This is a genomic window from Streptomyces sp. NPDC008163, assembly GCF_042956885.1.
GTDB classification, from domain to species: domain Bacteria; phylum Actinomycetota; class Actinomycetes; order Streptomycetales; family Streptomycetaceae; genus Streptomyces; species Streptomyces drozdowiczii_A.
The window spans coordinates 124469-140289 of sequence record NZ_JBIBHG010000013.1; the positions used below are offsets into that span (position 1 = coordinate 124469).

A 15821-nucleotide genomic window follows, 5' to 3' on the forward strand; every position below is an offset into this window, starting at 1 on the left:
GCCCGTCGCCGCGCACGTACGCGGCCGGTTCAGGTGCGCCCCTCGCCCTCCTGCGCGTCCTTCAACGCGGGCGAGGCCGGGGTCCAGCGGGCCCGCACCACGGTGAACCCGGCCAGCTCGGCGGCGTCGCAGACCAGTTCGTCGTCGTCCACGAGCATGCGCACGGTACGGTCGCGGCCGAGCCGCTCCAGGGCCTCCAGCTTGGTCCTGCGCGCCGGCCTGCGGTCGTCGTTGCGCCGCATGTGCAGCCGCCCCTCGGGCAGCCCCGTACGGGTCAGCCAGGCCTCGGTGTCCTTGCGGCACCGCTCCGGCCGCCCGGTGAGGTAGACGATCTCGCACTCCTCGGCGCTGCTCAGCGCCAGCCGTACGCCCTCGTCCAGCGGCGGGTCGTCCACGGCGGCGGCGAAGAAGGCGGCCCAGTCCCGGCGGCCCTCCAGGAAGTGCTGGCGGTGCGCGGTGTCGGCGAGCGTACCGTCAAGATCGAACACGGCCACCGGCCGTTCGTCGTTTCTCATGCGGCCAGCAAACCAAGCGGCGGACCGGCCCGGCCGACCGGCACGACCACCGAGCACGGAGACCTCTCCCCCATGACCTCGCCCCACGATCCGTACGTCCGGGTCCGAGGCGCCCGCGAGCACAATCTGCGGAACGCCGACGTCGACATCCCCCGCGACACCCTGACCGTCTTCACCGGCGTCTCCGGCTCGGGGAAGTCCTCGCTGGCCTTCGGCACGATCTACGCGGAGGCCCAGCGCCGCTACTTCGAGTCCGTCGCCCCCTACGCGCGCCGGCTGATCCACCAAGTGGGTGCGCCCGCCGTCGGCGAGGTCACCGGGCTGCCGCCGGCCGTCTCGCTGGAGCAGCGCAGGTCGGCGCCGGGCGCCCGCTCGTCCGTGGGCACGGTGACGACGCTGTCCAACTCGCTGCGCATGCTGTTCTCGCGCGCCGGGGACTATCCGGAAGGGGCCGAGCGGCTGGACTCGGACGCCTTCTCGCCGAACACCGCCGTCGGGGCGTGCCCCCGCTGCCACGGCCTCGGCCGGGTCCACCGCACCAGCGAGGAACTGCTGGTCCCGGACCCGGACCTGTCGATCAGGGACGGCGCCATCGCCGCCTGGCCGGGGGCCTGGCAGGGCAAGAACCTGCGCGATGTGCTGGACGCGCTCGGGTACGACGTGGACCGGCCGTGGCGGGAGCTGGACCCGGCGGACCGGGAGTGGATCCTGTTCACCGACGAGCAGCCGGTGGTGACCGTCCATCCGGTGCGCGAGGCGGGGCGCATCCAACGTCCCTACCAGGGCACGTACATGAGCGCGCGGCGCTATGTGATGCACACGTTCGCCGACTCGAAGAGCGCCACTTTGCGGGCGAAGGCCGAGCGCTTCCTGAGCAGCGAACCCTGTCCGGTGTGCGGGGGCAGCAGGCTGCGGCCGGAGGCGATGGCCGTCACGTTCGCGGGGCGCACCATCGCGGAGCTCGCGGGCCTGGCGCTCACCGAACTCGCCGGTGTGCTGGCGGCGGCGGGCGGCGACGCGACGGCCCGGGTGCTGACGGCGGACCTCCTCGCCCGTATCGGGACCGTCACCGAACTGGGCCTCGGCTATCTGAGCCTGGACCGCACGGCGCCCACGCTCTCCTCCGGCGAGCTCCAGCGGCTGCGGCTGGCGACCCAGCTGCGCGCCGGGCTCTTCGGCGTGGTGTACGTCCTGGACGAGCCGTCGGCCGGTCTGCATCCGGCGGACACCGAGGCGCTGCTGGCGGTGCTGGGACGGCTGAAGGAGACCGGCAACACCGTCTTCGTGGTGGAGCACCAGATGGATGTGGTGCGGCGGGCGGACTGGCTGGTGGATGTGGGGCCGCTGGCCGGTGAGCACGGCGGCCGGGTGCTGCACAGCGGGCCGCCCGCCCAGCTCGCCGGGGTCGCGGAGTCGGCGACCCGGCGCTTCCTGTTCCCGGACGCGCCGCCCGCGCCGCGCGAGGTCCGCGCGCCGTCCGGGTGGCTGCGGCTGTCCGGGGTGGAGCGGCACAATGTGCGCGGGGTGGACGCGGCGTTCCCGCTGGGAGTGTTCACGGCGGTGACCGGGGTCTCCGGTTCCGGCAAGTCGACGCTGGTGGGGCAGGTGCTGGCGGGCGCGCTGGCGGACCGGCGCGGGGCGGAGGAGGACCAGGAACGGCCCGTGACCGGATACGCCCGCGCCGAGGGGCTGGATTCGGTGGACCGCCTGGTGCAGGTGGACCAGCGGCCCATCGGGCGTACGCCCCGCTCCAACCTGGCCACGTACACCGGTCTCTTCGACGTGGTGCGCAAGCTCTTCGCGGCCACGCCCCTGGCCCGGGAGCGGGGGTACCGGGCGGGCCGGTTCTCGTTCAACGTGACCGGCGGGCGGTGCGAGACGTGCCAGGGCGAGGGGTTCGTCTCGGTGGAGCTGCTGTTCCTGCCGAGCACCTACGCGCCCTGTCCGGACTGTCACGGCGCGCGGTACAACCCGGAGACGCTGGAGGTCACGCTGCGCGGGCTGAACATCGCCCAGGTGCTGGACCTGACCGTGGAGTCGGCGGCCGGGTTCTTCGCCGGGACGCCGGCCGCCGCGCGCAGCCTGGGGACGCTGCTGGACGTGGGACTCGGCTATCTGCGGCTCGGGCAGCCCGCGACGGAGCTGTCCGGCGGCGAGGCGCAGCGGATCAAGCTGGCGGCGGAGCTCCAGCGGACGCGCCGGGGCCGCACGCTGTACCTCCTGGACGAGCCGACGACGGGGCTGCATCCGGCCGATGTGGAGGTGCTGATGCGCCAGTTGCACGGGCTGGTGGACGCCGGGTCCACGGTGGTGGTCGTGGAGCACGACATGGCCGTGGTGGCGGGTGCGGACTGGGTGATCGACCTCGGTCCGGGCGGCGGCGACCGGGGCGGCCGGATCGTGGCCGAGGGGCCGCCGGCGGAGGTCGCGCGGGCGCCGCAGAGCCGTACGGCGGGGTATCTGCGGACTACCCTGGGCCTTGCCTGAGCGGTCGGCCGGCCTCAACTCCGGCGAGCGGCATGCCGGTTGGCGAGCGGCGCGGGGAAGAGAAATGAAACAGTAAAGAATGTTGACAGTTATCTGGTCCATACCAATCATGGGCATGCCACACGGTCGTACGCAGCCGTGCGGCATGTGACCCCCGGCCGGGACTCACAGGAACGGGCCGCGCCCCTCACCGGGCGCGGCCGAGCCGTGCATCCGCCCGTTGTCCCACCCCGCTGGGAGCTGCCCCATGAGACGTCCACGAACAGTCGGCGCCGTCCTGAGCGCCTTGGCCACCGCCGTCGCGTCCGCAGGCCTGGTCCTCGGATCAGGCGCCGGAGCGCAGGCCGCCACCACCGCCGCCACCCCCATGCCCGCCCATGTCTTCGCCCCGTACTTCGAGGCGTGGAACGGCGACAGCCCGGCCGCGCTCGCCCAGGCGTCCGGTGCCAAGTACCTGACGATGGCCTTCATCCAGGCCGCGACCAAGGGTTCCTGCACCCCGTACTGGAACGGCGATTCGGGCATGCCGATCGCCCAGTCCGAGTTCGGTGCCGACTTCACCACGATGCGTTCGCGCGGCGGCGACGTCATCCCGTCGTTCGGCGGCTTCACCGCGGACAACACCGGCACCGAGATCGCCGACAGCTGTACGAACGTCGACTCGATCGCCGCCGCGTACGAGAAGGTCATCACGACCTACGACGTGACCCGCCTCGACATGGACATCGAGGACAACTCGCTGACGAACAGCGCCGGCATCGACCGCCGCAACAAGGCGCTCAAGAAGGTCCAGGACTGGGCCGCCGCCAGTGGCCGCCCGCTCCAGATCTCGTACACCCTGCCCACCACGACCAGCGGTCTGGCGGGCAGCGGTCTCGCGGTGCTCAAGAACGCGGTGTCCAACGGCACCCAGGTCGACGTCGTCAACCTGATGACGTTCGACTACTACGACGGCGCCGCGCACGACATGGCCAAGGACACCCAGACCTCGATCACCGGTCTGAAGGGCCAGCTGGCGAAGCTCTACCCGTCGAAGACCGACGCCCAGCTCTGGGGCATGACCGGCATCATCGAGATGCCCGGCATCGACGACTACGGACCCGCCGAGACCTTCACCACGGCCAACGCGCCCGTGGTGTACGACTGGGCGGTCTCCAAGGGCGTCGGCACCCTGTCGTTCTGGGCGCTCCAGCGCGACAACGGCGGCTGCCCCGGCACCGGCGGGAGCGACACCTGCTCCGGCATCGCGCAGGACACCTGGTACTTCACGCACACCTTCGCGCCGTTCACCGGCGGCGGCAGCGGCCCGGTGACCGACGACTACTCGGTGGCCGTGACCCCCGCGTCGGCGACCGTCGAGCCGGGCAAGTCCACGACCGCCACCGTGAAGACCGCGGTGACCTCCGGCGCAGCCAAGACGGTCGCGCTGACCACCACCGGCGCCCCGGCCGGGGTGACCGCCGCGCTCAGCCCGACCTCGGTGACGGCGGGCGGCTCCGCCACGCTGACGCTCAGCGCCTCGGCGTCGGCCGCCCCCGGCACGTACACCGTCACCGTGACCGGCACGTCCGGCACCCTGAGCCACTCGGCCTCGTTCACCCTGACGGTGCCCGGTGCAGGCGGCGGCACGGGGGCCCTGGTCAACGGTGACTTCGAGACCGGTGCGCCGGGTCCGTGGACCTGTGAGCCGGGCGGCGCGGTCGTCTCCTCACCGGTGCACGGCGGCACGCACGCGCTGTCCGTCGCGGCCACCTCGTCGCAGACCGGCGAGTGCGCGCAGACGCTCACCCTCTCCCCCAACACCAGGTACACCTTGCAGGGTTACGTCCAGGGGAACTACGCCTACCTCGGTGTCCGGGGCGGCGCGACGGCGAGCACCTGGGGTCTCTTCAACGGCTACACCAAGCAGTCGGTGACCTTCACCACCGGTTCCAGCGGCTCGGTCACGGTGTACCTGCACGGCTGGTACGGCCAGGGCACGGTGTACGGGGACGACCTCTCCGTCACCAAGTCCTGATCCCCGAGGGCCCCGGAGGCGGGCGGCCTCCGGGGCCCTCGGCGTGCCGTGGATCAGCGGCGGGCCTTGCGGGTCGCCCGCAGCCACTCCTTGTTCATGGCCGAGATCGACGGCAGCGGGATGCCCTTGGGGCAGGCGGTGGCGCACTCGCCGGTGAGCGTGCAGCCGCCGAAGCCCTCGCTGTCCATCTGCTCCACCATGTCGAGCACCCGGGTCTCCCGCTCGGGGGCGCCCTGCGGGAGCACGTTGAGGTGGTTGACCTTCGCCGAGGTGAAGAGCATCGCCGAACCGTTGGGGCAGGCCGCCACACAGGCGCCGCAGCCGATGCACTCGGCGTGCTCGAAGGCGAAGTCGGCGTCCGGCTTGGGCACCGGCGTGGCATGCGCGTCCGGCGCCGTACCGGTCGGGGCGGAGATGTAGCCGCCGGCCTGGATGATCCGGTCGAAGGCCGAGCGGTCCACGACCAGGTCCTTGACGACCGGGAAGGCCGAGGCGCGCCAGGGTTCGATGTCGATGGTGTCGCCGTCGTCGAAGGACCGCATGTGGAGCTGGCAGGTGGTGGTGCGCTCCGGGCCGTGGGCATCGCCGTTGATGACGAGGCTGCACGCGCCGCAGATGCCCTCGCGGCAGTCGTGATCGAAGGCGACCGGGTCGTCACCCGCGAGGATCAGCTCCTCGTTGAGGGTGTCGAGCATTTCCAGGAACGACATGTCCTGCGAGATGCCGTCCACCTCGTACGTGGACATGGCGCCGGGGGCGTCTGCGTTCTTCTGGCGCCAGACGCGCAGGGTGAGCTTCATGCGTAGCTCCGCTGAGTGGGGTGGACGTACTCGAAGACGAGGTCTTCCTTGTGCAGCACGGGGGCCGCACCGGTGTCGGTGAACTCCCAGGCGGCGCCGTAGGAGAACTCCTCGTCGCGCCGGGCGGCCTCGCCGTCCGGGGTCTGGGACTCCTCGCGGAAGTGGCCGCCGCAGGACTCGGCGCGGTGCAGGGCGTCGAGGCACATGAGCTCGGCGAGCTCCAGGTAGTCCACGACGCGATTGGCCTTCTCCAGCGACTGGTTGAGCTCCTCGCCGGTGCCGGGGACCTTGATGCGGCGCCAGAACTCCTCGCGGATCAGGGGGATCCGGGCGAGCGCGGTGCGCAGCCCCTCCTCGTTGCGGGCCATCCCGCAGTACTCCCACATGAGTTCGCCGATCTCGCGGTGGAAGGAGTCGGGGGTGCGGTCGCCGTCGACGGCCAGCAGCAGATGGAGCCGGTCCTCGGTCTCGGCGACGGCCTCCGCGACCGCGGGGTGCGAGTCGTCGACGTCGTCGTGGTGCGGGTTGCGGGCGAGGTAGTCGTTGATGGTGGACGGCAGGACGAAGTAGCCGTCGGCGAGTCCCTGCATCAGTGCGGAGGCGCCGAGGCGGTTGGCCCCGTGGTCGGAGAAGTTGGCCTCACCGATCGCGAAGAGGCCCGGGATCGTGGTCTGGAGGTCGTAGTCGACCCAGAGCCCGCCCATCGTGTAGTGCACGGCCGGGTAGATCCGCATCGGGGTGGCATACGGGTCCTCGGCGGTGATCCGGGCGTACATGTCGAAGAGGTTGCCGTACTTCTCCTCGACCTTGGCCCGGCCCATCCGCCCGATGGCCTCGGCGAAGTCCAGGTAGACACCCTGGCCGCCGGGTCCGACGCCGCGCCCCTCGTCGCAGACGTTCTTCGCGGCGCGCGAGGCGATGTCGCGGGGCACCAGGTTGCCGAAGGACGGGTACTGGCGCTCCAGGTAGTAGTCGCGCTCGTCCTCGGGGATCTCGTTCGCCGGCCGGGTGTCGCCCTTGGCCTTGGGGACCCAGATGCGGCCGTCGTTGCGCAGCGACTCGCTCATCAGGGTCAGCTTGGACTGGTGGTCGCCGGTGCGCGGGATGCAGGTGGGGTGGATCTGGGTGAAGCAGGGGTTCGCGAAGTAGGCGCCGCGCCGGTGGGCCCGCCAGATGGCGGTGGCGTTGGAGTTCATCGCGTTGGTCGAGAGGTAGAAGACGTTCCCGTATCCACCGCTGGCGAGGACCACCGCGTCGGCAAAGTAGGTGTCGATCCTGCCGGTGACGAGGTCACGGGCGACGATGCCGCGGGCCCGTCCGTCCACGACGATCAGGTCGAGCATTTCGGTGCGGGGATGCATCTCGACGTTGCCCGCGGCGATCTGCCGGGACAGCGCCTGGTAGGCGCCGAGGAGCAGTTGCTGTCCGGTCTGGCCGCGCGCGTAGAAGGTGCGGGAGACCTGGACACCGCCGAATGAGCGGTTGTCGAGGAGCCCTCCGTACTCACGGGCGAAGGGGACGCCCTGCGCGACGCACTGGTCGATGATCTCGACGGAGATCTGGGCGAGCCGGTGCACGTTGGACTCGCGGGCCCGGAAGTCGCCGCCCTTGACGGTGTCGTAGAAGAGGCGGTGCACCGAGTCGCCGTCGTTGCGGTAGTTCTTCGCGGCGTTGATGCCGCCCTGCGCGGCGACGGAGTGGGCCCGGCGGGGCGAGTCCTGGAAGCAGAACTGGACGACGTGGTAGCCCTGTTCGGCCAGGGTCGCGCCGGCCGAGCCGCCGGCCAGGCCGGTGCCGACGACGATGACGGTGTGCTTGCGCCGGTTGGCGGGGTTGACCAGCTTCGCCTCGAAGCGGCGGGTGTCCCAGCGCTCGGCGACGGGGCCGGTGGGGGCCTTGGTGTCGACGACGGGTTCGCCCGTCGAGTAGTGCGTGTAGTCGTTCATGTCAGCTCACGACTCCGGTCATGACGGCGACGGGTACGGAGATGAAGCCCACCGTCAGCACCAGCGCGAGGACGTTGGCGAGGGTCTTCAGGACGCGGTCGCGGCTCGCGCGGCCGGCGCCGAGGGTCTGCGCGGCGCTCCAGAACCCGTGCTGGATGTGGAGCCCCAGCGCGAGCATCGCGACGATGTAGATGACATTGCCGTACCAGGTGGAGAAGGTGTCGATGACGTTCTGGTACGGGTGGCCGGACTGGAAGCCGCCGGAGTGCACGGTGCCGGTCGTCAGGTCCAGGATGTGCCAGACGATGAACAGCCCGAGGATGATCCCGCCGTAGCGCATGGTGCGGGTGGCGTAGCTCGCGCGCGGCCTCTTGTGGACGTACGTGACGGGCCTCGCCCGCAGGTCGCGCCTGCTGAGCTGGTACGCGGAGACCGCGTGCAGCACCACGGCGGCGAGGAGCACGACGCGTACGATCCACAGCCCCCACTCATAGTGCAGGACCGGCTCGCCCATCACCCGCAGCCAGTGCGCGTAGCCGTTGAACTCGTCGGTCCCGAAGAAGATCTTCAGGTTTCCGATCATGTGGGCGACCAGGTAGAGGAGCATGACCAGACCGCTCACGGCCATGATCGCCTTCTTGCCGACGGTCGAGTCCCAGAGCGTACGCGTCATGGACGGCCGTCGGTCCGTGCGGGTTGCCAATGCCATGAGCACGACGCTAGGCCCGGAAAGGGGATCAGTCCAACACATCGAGCAGCTGATCTCCATAGCCACCGCCTATCAGGCGGGGTTAGCGTGGGGTTCATGCAGTTCCAGCAGCTCACCTATTTCGTGGCCGTCGCGGAGGCCCGGCACTTCACCCGCGCCGCCGAGGAGGTGCACGTCTCGCAGCCCTCGCTCTCCCAGCAGATCCGGGCCCTGGAGAACGAGCTGGGCGCCGAGCTGTTCAGCAGGGCGCGCGGGAACATCACCCTGACCGACGCGGGCGAGGCGCTGCTCCCGCTGGCCCGGCGCATCCTGGCCGACGCCGATACGGCGCGCCACGAGGTGCAGGAGCTGGCGCAGCTGCGCCGGGGCCGGGTGAGGCTGGGGGCGACGCCCAGCGTGTGCACGGGCCTGCTGCCGGAGGTGCTGCGCGCCTTCCACGACCTGCATCCGGGTATCCAGCTGCTGCTGGAGGAGGGCGGTTCGCACGATCTCGTACGGGAGCTGGCGCGCGGGGCGCTCGATCTGGCCCTGGTGGTGCTGCCGCTTCCGGCGGCCTCACCGGCGCTGACCACGGTCGAGCTGCTTCAGGAGGACCTGGTGGTCGTCTCGTCGGCGCAGCGTCCCCGGCCGGGCCGGGGCGGGCGGGTCCGGATCAAGGATCTGGAGGGCGAGCCGCTGGTGATGTTCCGGCACGGCTACGACCTGCGGGAGCTGACGGTGGCCGCCTGCCGGGCGGAGGGCTTCGAGCCGTCGTTCACGGTGGAGGGCGGCGAGATGGACGCGGTGCTCGGCTTCGTCCGCGCGGGCCTGGGCATCGCGGTCGTCCCGAACATGGTCGCCACCCGGAGCGGTCTCGACCTGCGTACGACACCGCTGGCCCGGCCCGGACTGCGCCGCACCATCGCACTGGCGCACCGCAGCGACGTGGCCCCGCCGCGCGCGGCCCGCGAGCTCCAGCGGGTCCTGCTGGCGGGGCGGGCGGGCGCGGCCCCCTGAGGGACGCCGCGCCCGCCCGGCTCACACCGCGTCGGCCAGCAGCAGCGAGTGGATGCGGTCCGGGGCACCGGGGCGGGCGTAGTACCAGCCCTGGGCCGTGTCGCAGCCCAGCTGCCGCAGCTGCTCGGCCTGGGCGCCGGTCTCCACGCCCTCCACGGTGACCGCGAGGTCGAGGCTGTGCGCGAGCGACACGATCCCCTCGACGATCTTCAGGTCGACCGGGTCCGCCGGATGGTGCTGCATGCCCTGGGTGAAGGACCGGTCCAGCTTCAGGACGCTCACGGGCAGCCTGCGCAGGTTCGCGAGGTTGGAGTAGCCGGTACCGAAGTCGTCCAGGGCGATGTCGACGCCCATCTCGGCGAGCTGGCGCAGCGGCTTCAGCACGTCCTCGTCGGCCCCGATGAGCGCCGACTCGGTGACCTCCAGGCAGAGCGCACCGGCTTCGAGCCCGGAGCGCTCCAGGACGTCGACGGTCTCCGCGACCAGCTGCGGGTGGTGCAGCTGGGCCGGTGAGAGGTTGACGTTGATCCGCAGCGGGCCGCCGTCGGTGTGCCGCTCCTGCCAGAAGTTGGCCTGGCGGACCGATTCTTCAAGGACCCAGCGGCCGAGCGGCACGATGAGCCCGGTGTGCTCGGCCAGCGTGATGAACCGGTCGGGTCCCAGCACCCCGTGCTGCGGATGGCACCAGCGCACCAGGGCCTCGGCGCCGTGCACCGTACCGTCGTCGAGGTGCACGAGCGGCTGGTACTCGATGAAGAACTCGCCGCGTTCCAGGGCGGCCGGCAGGGCCGTGGTCAGACCGTGCCGGGTGATGGCCCGGGCGTCCGCCTCCGCGTCGGCCAGCTCGAAGCGGTTGCCGCCCGCGGACTTGGCCCGGTACATGGTGATGTCGGCGCTGCGCAGCACCTCGGCGGCGCTGCGTTCCCCGGCGGGGCCCTCCACGACGCCGATCGAGCCGCGCACCGTCAGCTCGCGCCCGTCCAGCCGGATGGGCGTGCCGAGGACGCTGAGAATGCGGCAGGCGAGTTCGTCCACCTCGGCGGGGCTGTCGAAGCTCGTCGTCAGCGCGACGAACTCGTCGCCGCCGAGCCTGGCGACCATCTCGCCGGAGGCGGTGGCGCAGCTCTGCAGGCGGTCCGCGACCTCCACGAGCAGCCGGTCGCCCGCGGCGTGGCCGAGGCTGTCGTTGATCGCCTTGAAGCCGTCCAGGTCCAGGTAGCAGAGGCCGAAACGGCTGCCGTCGCCCGCTGAGAGCGCTTTCTCCAGGCGTTCGAAGAAGAGCGTCCGGTTGGGCAGCCCGGTGAGCGCGTCGTGGGTCGCCTCGTAGCGCAGCCGGAGGTTGAGCAGGCGGCGCTCGGTGGTGTCCTCCAGCAGCGCCAGCTGGTATTCGGGCCGTCCCTCGGCATCGCGCAGCAGCGACACCGTCAGATTGGTCCACAGGACGGTGCCGTCGTTGCGGTAGTACGGCTTCTCGACGCGGTAGTGCTCGCGTTCGCCGCGTACCAGCTCGTTGTAGTACTTCCAGACCTGCGGGGAGTCCTCGGGGTGGACCCACTCGTTGACGCGGTGGCTCAGGACGTGGTTCTCCAGGCCGCCGAACATCCGGGTGAGGGTGTCGTTGACTTCCAGCACATTGCCGTCGAGGTCCGCGATGCCGATGCCGATGGCCGCGTCCTTGAAGACGGCGCGGAAGCGTGCCTCGGTGGCGTGCAGGGCCTGTTCGGCGTCGGAGCGGGCGGTGAGCGCCGAGCGGGCGATGGCCTCCTGCTCGGCCAGTGTCCGTTCACGCAGGGCCTGGGTGAAGCCGGCGGCCACCGCGTGCTGGATGCGGGCGCAGCGGGAGCGGCTGTCCTCGGTGGTGAGGGGCACCGGTCCGTTGCTGCCGCAGTAGAGCACCAGGTACGAGTCGACGACGCCGAGCGTGGAGCTGAGCGCGTCCGGGTCGGTGCAGTGGGCGGCGACGAGCGCACCGCCGACCCCGGTCGCCGCGGCCGCGTCGAACGGACGGGCGTGCAGGGTCTCGCTGAGCGTACGGGCCAGCGGCAGCAGGTGCTGCTCGAACTCGGGCCGGGTCAGGGAGGTGGCCGTCGACGGGAAGATGGCCCGGCTCCAGATGGTGGCGAACCTCCGGAGCCTGTCCTCGGGGCCGTCGGGCGCCGCCTCCGGGCCTCCGGACGGCTGGGCGGGAATGCTCACGCCTTGCGTCCCACTCCCGCGATGCCCGAGAAGGCGTATGGGTCCTCGTTCTCGGGGGCGGCGGCGTTCTCGGGGCGCCATTCCGGCATCGCGACGAGGCCGGGCTCGACCAGCTCGAAGCCGTCGAAGAAGCGGGCGACCTCCTCGCGGGTGCGCATGATGAGCGGGTTGCGGATGTTCTGGTACACGCCGACCGCGCCGCCGGCCTCCTCGCGGGGCAGCGGAATGCCCTCGTACGCGGCGTGGGTGACGACCAGGAGGCTGCCGGGGGCGAGCATGTCGCGGAGCGCGGCGACGGCGCCCTGCGGGTCGTCGGAGTCCTCGATGAAGTGGAGTACGGCCACGAGGAGCAGCGCCACGGGGCGGTCGAAGTCGAGGAGTTTGCTCACCTCGGGGCTGTCCCGGATCTCCTGGGGACGGCGCAGGTCGGCCGAGGCGATCGTGGCGCCCGCGTTGCCTTCGAGGACGGCCTGGCTGTGCGCGACGGCCACCGGGTCGTGGTCGACGTAGGCGACCTTGGCGGCGGGGTCGATCGCCTGGGCGACCTCGTGGACATTGCCGAAGGTGGGTATCCCGGAACCGATGTCGAGGAACTGGGTGACGCCCTCGCTCAGCGCGTGGCGTACCGCGCGGCGCATAAAGGCCCGGTTCGCCTGCATGACCTTCGGAAGTCCCGGCATGAACTCCATGGCCTTCCGGGCCGCTTCCCGGTCCACCTCGAAATTGTGCGAGCCGCCCAGATAGAAGTCATACATTCGGGACACGCTCGGCACCGAAATGTCTATGCCTTGCGGTGCCCAGGCGGGACGCTCCATCGATGTCTCCAACTAGTCGCCACGGCGATCCGGCCATGTCCATGGTCAGTGTGGACCAGAGGCTACTGATCCACCGCCAAGAGAGCGAGTGGAAACGGAAATTAGCCGTCCGTTATTGGTCACACTCCCATGGCATGTGCAACCGACTCGTCGCTGCCCGTCACATTCGCCGAACGAGAGGGATCGAATAGTTCACTCCCGGACTACTTTGGCACGTCAGAGAAGTCGGCGTCACCGAAGGCCGGGCACCATGTCCCGTGAGGGCCTTGGACGTTGGCGTTCGCGGGCCGGAAGCCCTCGGGGCGCGACGGGTGCGTCCGGGCTCCGCCGGACCGGCTCGCGTCTCCCCGTCGTCGGCCGAGGGCCGGGAATGCGCGGGACCGGTGACACGTCCTTTGGCGCCATTCCCGCGGGGAGGGTCGACAATCGGCCATTTCCGGAGACCGGGGCCGGGCATGCCCCTGTTCCATTTCACCCTCGCCAAACCCCGGGCACCCCAGGTCCCCTCCATCAGGCGAATCCGGAGGGGGTCCGGCGTGCCGCCGTACGGCCCGGAACATGCTCCCGGTCGTGTACGGATCACTCTTCTGGCGGCTGGCCGCGGCACTCGCGCTCACCTGGCTGCTGACCGCCCCCACCCCCGCTACCGCCGACAGCTGCGCGTACGCGTCCATCGGGGAGGGCGACGGCGGTACGGCCTTGGCCGTCAGCGGTGACGGCAGCTGCTTCGCGGGCCCGGTGCCGGAGCCCACTCCGACGCCCACGCCGAAACCGAAGCCGCCCCCGCCACCACCGCCGCCCCCGAGACCGGCACCACCACCGCCTCCGCCACCCCCTCCTCCACCGCCGCCCCCGGCACCCGAACCCGCACCGGCACCACCCCCGCCACCCCCTCCCCCGCCGCCGGCCCCGAAGCCCGAGCCCAAGCCCAAGCCGAGTCCTTCACCTTCGGTACGGCCCTCGCCCTCCGTCCACGTCGCACTCCCCGCCTACCGCAAACCGGTGCGGAAGCCGCCGCAGCGTCACACCTCCCTGGTCACGCTCACCTTGATGATCACGGCCCCCGGGGTGTTCGCCGTCGCGGTGCTGCGCCCCCGTTCCCGATGAATCCCGGAGACGCCCATGTCGGAATGGCTCGTCCTCACGCTCGCCATGGTCGCGGCCACCGCCGTCGTCCTGACCATCGCCGTCCTCAGCAACCGCAGACTCCCGGAGGACGACGACCCGTCCGAAACCCCTGACGTCATCGAGTACATGACGATGATGATCGGAGTGATCTACGCGATCGTGCTGGGCCTCGCCATCGCGGGCGTCTGGGAGGGCCGGGGCGCCGCGCAGGAGTACGTACGCCAGGAGGCCCAGGCCCTGCACGAGGTGAGCGAACGCTCCGCCGTCTATCCGCAGGAGGTGCGCACCCGTATCCGGGCCGACGTAGACGCGTACGTGAGCTATGTGGTGCACGACGAGTGGCGGACCATGACCAGCCACGGGACGCTCGGCGACCGCGGGGCCGAACTGCTGGACCGGGTCCGCGACGACGTCACGGACTACCGGCCGAAGACGGACCACGAGGGGCAGGCGTATCAGCCGCTGGTCGACCAGGTGGCCGCCGCGGACGACGCCCGGAGCGCACGGGGGCAGAGCGCCGGCGCGACCATGCCGGGGGTGGTGTGGTTCGGGCTGGTCATCGGCGCCCTGGTGACCGTGGGCCTGATTTTCACACTGCAGATCCGCCGCACCTTCCGGGAGCTCCTGCTCGCGGGGCTCTTCAGTGTGCTGATCGCCTTCCTGCTCTTCCTGATCTGGGACTTCGACTCACCGTTCGGACGGGGCTTCTCGGCCACCGCCGCACCCTTCCTCGACCTCTTCCCGGGGGCGGCGGACGGCTAGCCGGGACCGGTGCGCCGCCTGGGGGACAGCGGTGCCCCATTCGCCGGACCCCGATCGCGAGCGAAATGCACCACTTCTAGCGTGGACGGCATTCGAGGTGCATTTCTGACACTTTGTGGAAATCCGTTCCGCAGCTGCTCCTCGGGGACCCGGAGGATTCACCATGCGCGCAATACGTGTCGCCCCCGTCGCTCTGCTCGGCGCCGCCGCACTCGCCCTGACCGGCCCGGCCGTGACCGCGTACGCGGCGACTGCGGGCGGTCCGTCGGGCGGCGGGAACGGGTACACCGTGACGCCGTCGGTGGTCGCGCCCGGGGGCAAGGTCACTCTGGCGGCCCGGGGTTGCTCCACGACGGCCACGGCGTCCTCGGGGGTGTTCGACACCGTCACCATCCCGGTGAACGGCAGCGCCCAGGCCACGGTCGACTGGGATGCCAAGCCGGGCGCCGCCTACGAGGTGACGTTCATCTGCAACACCACGCCCAGCTCCACGGCCAAGGTGAATCTCACCGTCAGCGCGGCCACGAGCACACCCACCACGAGCTCGACCAGCACGGCGGCGGCCCCGGCCTCGCCGGCCGGCGTGCAGGGCGGCCTGGGCGGCAGCATCGACAGCGTGAACTCCGGTGAGATCGTGGCGGGCACCGCGCTCGCCGTGGCCGCCGGGGCCGGTGTCGTGTTCTTCGTGCGCCGCCGCAGGGAGAGCCGCTCGCACTGACGGTACGAGCGGATGGGCAACGAGAGTCGCCCCGGGTCCTGTCACAGGACTCGGGGCGACTTCGTTATCGGTCCGGCGGGGGCGTCCTGACGGTCAGGCCGTCCCCTCGCCCGTCCTCCGGCGGCGCACGAGGTACACGCCTCCGCCGAGGGCCGCCGAGGCGACCAGACCGGCGCCGACGCCCATCTCCGCCGGGGTGGCCGCCATCGAGCCGCCGAGCCCGCCCTGGGCGCCCCGGCTGTCGAGCACGGTGAAGCGGTGGCTCGCCGTCCGGTCGGTGCCGTCGCACCGGACCGTCAGGTTGTACGTGCCGGGCGTCGCGTCGTTGAAGATGCGGACCCGGGCCTGGCCGACCCGGCCGGCCGAGAGCCGGGTGGTGCGGAAGGCGTTGGACGAGACGCTGCCGCCCCGGCCGCAGCCCTCGGCGCTGACCTGCATGGACGCGCCCTGGTGCACGCGCTCGGGGTCGACGGTCACGTTGTTCGGGCCGTTGTTGCGCCCATTGCCGTTGTTGTTGCCGTTCCCGTTGTTGTTGCCGTTCCCGTTGCCGTTGTTCCAGCCGCCCTGGTCGTTCCAGTCGTTCTGGTTGTTGCCGTTGTTCTGGTTGTTGTTCTGATTGTTGTTCTGGTTGTTCCCGACGTCTCCGCCGGCGGTCGCCATCGGGGCGCCGGCCCCGAGGGCGGCGACGGCGGCCGCCGCGACCACCAGACCGCGTGTAGCACGCATCGTTCC

The 15821-nt window shown here is 71.2% G+C and carries 12 protein-coding genes; 5 read left to right on the top strand and 7 right to left on the bottom strand.

Annotated features, from left to right (window positions below; genetic code table 11):
• Positions 1–29: 29 nt before the first annotated feature.
• Entirely contained in the window at positions 30–515 is a 486-nt protein-coding gene (locus ACFZAT_RS26815; protein ID WP_391267974.1) for a hypothetical protein, read from the bottom strand.
• 72 nt (positions 516–587) lie between these two features.
• On the opposite strand from ACFZAT_RS26815, the gene uvrA reads away from it, so the two are divergent.
• Entirely contained in the window at positions 588–3002 is a 2415-nt protein-coding gene (gene uvrA / locus ACFZAT_RS26820) for an excinuclease ABC subunit UvrA (protein ID WP_391267977.1), read from the top strand.
• Positions 3003–3249: 247 nt separating this feature from the next.
• Positions 3250–5019: a glycosyl hydrolase family 18 protein gene (locus ACFZAT_RS26825; protein ID WP_391267979.1), complete on the top strand. Its 1770-nt coding sequence runs from the start codon at positions 3250–3252 to the stop codon at positions 5017–5019.
• Positions 5020–5072: 53 nt separating this feature from the next.
• Here ACFZAT_RS26825 and ACFZAT_RS26830 read toward each other — a convergent pair whose 3' ends face one another.
• From ACFZAT_RS26830 to ACFZAT_RS26840, 3 genes are read right to left on the bottom strand one after another with little or no spacing between them, the layout of a single operon-like run.
• On the bottom strand, positions 5073–5819 hold the full coding sequence (locus tag ACFZAT_RS26830) for a succinate dehydrogenase/fumarate reductase iron-sulfur subunit (protein ID WP_361021012.1): 747 nt from the start codon (positions 5817–5819) through the stop codon (positions 5073–5075).
• Entirely contained in the window at positions 5816–7765 is a 1950-nt protein-coding gene (locus tag ACFZAT_RS26835) for a fumarate reductase/succinate dehydrogenase flavoprotein subunit (RefSeq protein ID WP_391267980.1), read from the bottom strand. Before ACFZAT_RS26835 ends, ACFZAT_RS26830 begins: the two co-directional genes overlap by 4 nt.
• 1 nt (position 7766) lies before the next feature.
• Positions 7767–8474: a succinate dehydrogenase gene (locus ACFZAT_RS26840; RefSeq protein ID WP_391267982.1), complete on the bottom strand. Its 708-nt coding sequence runs from the start codon at positions 8472–8474 to the stop codon at positions 7767–7769.
• Positions 8475–8570: 96 nt separating this feature from the next.
• On the opposite strand from ACFZAT_RS26840, the gene ACFZAT_RS26845 reads away from it, so the two are divergent.
• Positions 8571–9470: a LysR substrate-binding domain-containing protein gene (locus tag ACFZAT_RS26845; RefSeq protein WP_391267985.1), complete on the top strand. Its 900-nt coding sequence runs from the start codon at positions 8571–8573 to the stop codon at positions 9468–9470.
• Between the two features lie 21 nt (positions 9471–9491).
• Here the strand turns inward: ACFZAT_RS26845 and ACFZAT_RS26850 are convergent, their stop codons facing one another.
• Both ACFZAT_RS26850 and ACFZAT_RS26855 read right to left on the bottom strand, forming a co-directional pair.
• Positions 9492–11666 (bottom strand): EAL domain-containing protein, encoded by a 2175-nt coding sequence (locus ACFZAT_RS26850; protein ID WP_391267987.1) that lies wholly within the window; start codon positions 11664–11666, stop codon positions 9492–9494.
• Positions 11663–12481: an SAM-dependent methyltransferase gene (locus ACFZAT_RS26855; protein WP_391267988.1), complete on the bottom strand. Its 819-nt coding sequence runs from the start codon at positions 12479–12481 to the stop codon at positions 11663–11665. The genes ACFZAT_RS26850 and ACFZAT_RS26855 overlap by 4 nt, the downstream gene beginning before the upstream one ends.
• 1122 nt (positions 12482–13603) lie before the next feature.
• Here ACFZAT_RS26855 and ACFZAT_RS26860 point away from each other — a divergent pair.
• Together ACFZAT_RS26860 and ACFZAT_RS26865 are read left to right on the top strand one after the other, a co-directional pair.
• Entirely contained in the window at positions 13604–14371 is a 768-nt protein-coding gene (locus ACFZAT_RS26860; RefSeq protein WP_391267990.1) for a hypothetical protein, read from the top strand.
• A gap of 163 nt (positions 14372–14534) precedes the next feature.
• Positions 14535–15089: a hypothetical protein gene (locus ACFZAT_RS26865; RefSeq protein ID WP_391267991.1), complete on the top strand. Its 555-nt coding sequence runs from the start codon at positions 14535–14537 to the stop codon at positions 15087–15089.
• Between the two features lie 93 nt (positions 15090–15182).
• Here the strand turns inward: ACFZAT_RS26865 and ACFZAT_RS26870 are convergent, their stop codons facing one another.
• On the bottom strand, positions 15183–15815 hold the full coding sequence (locus tag ACFZAT_RS26870; protein WP_391267992.1) for a hypothetical protein: 633 nt from the start codon (positions 15813–15815) through the stop codon (positions 15183–15185).
• Between the last annotated feature and the right edge of the window lie 6 nt (positions 15816–15821).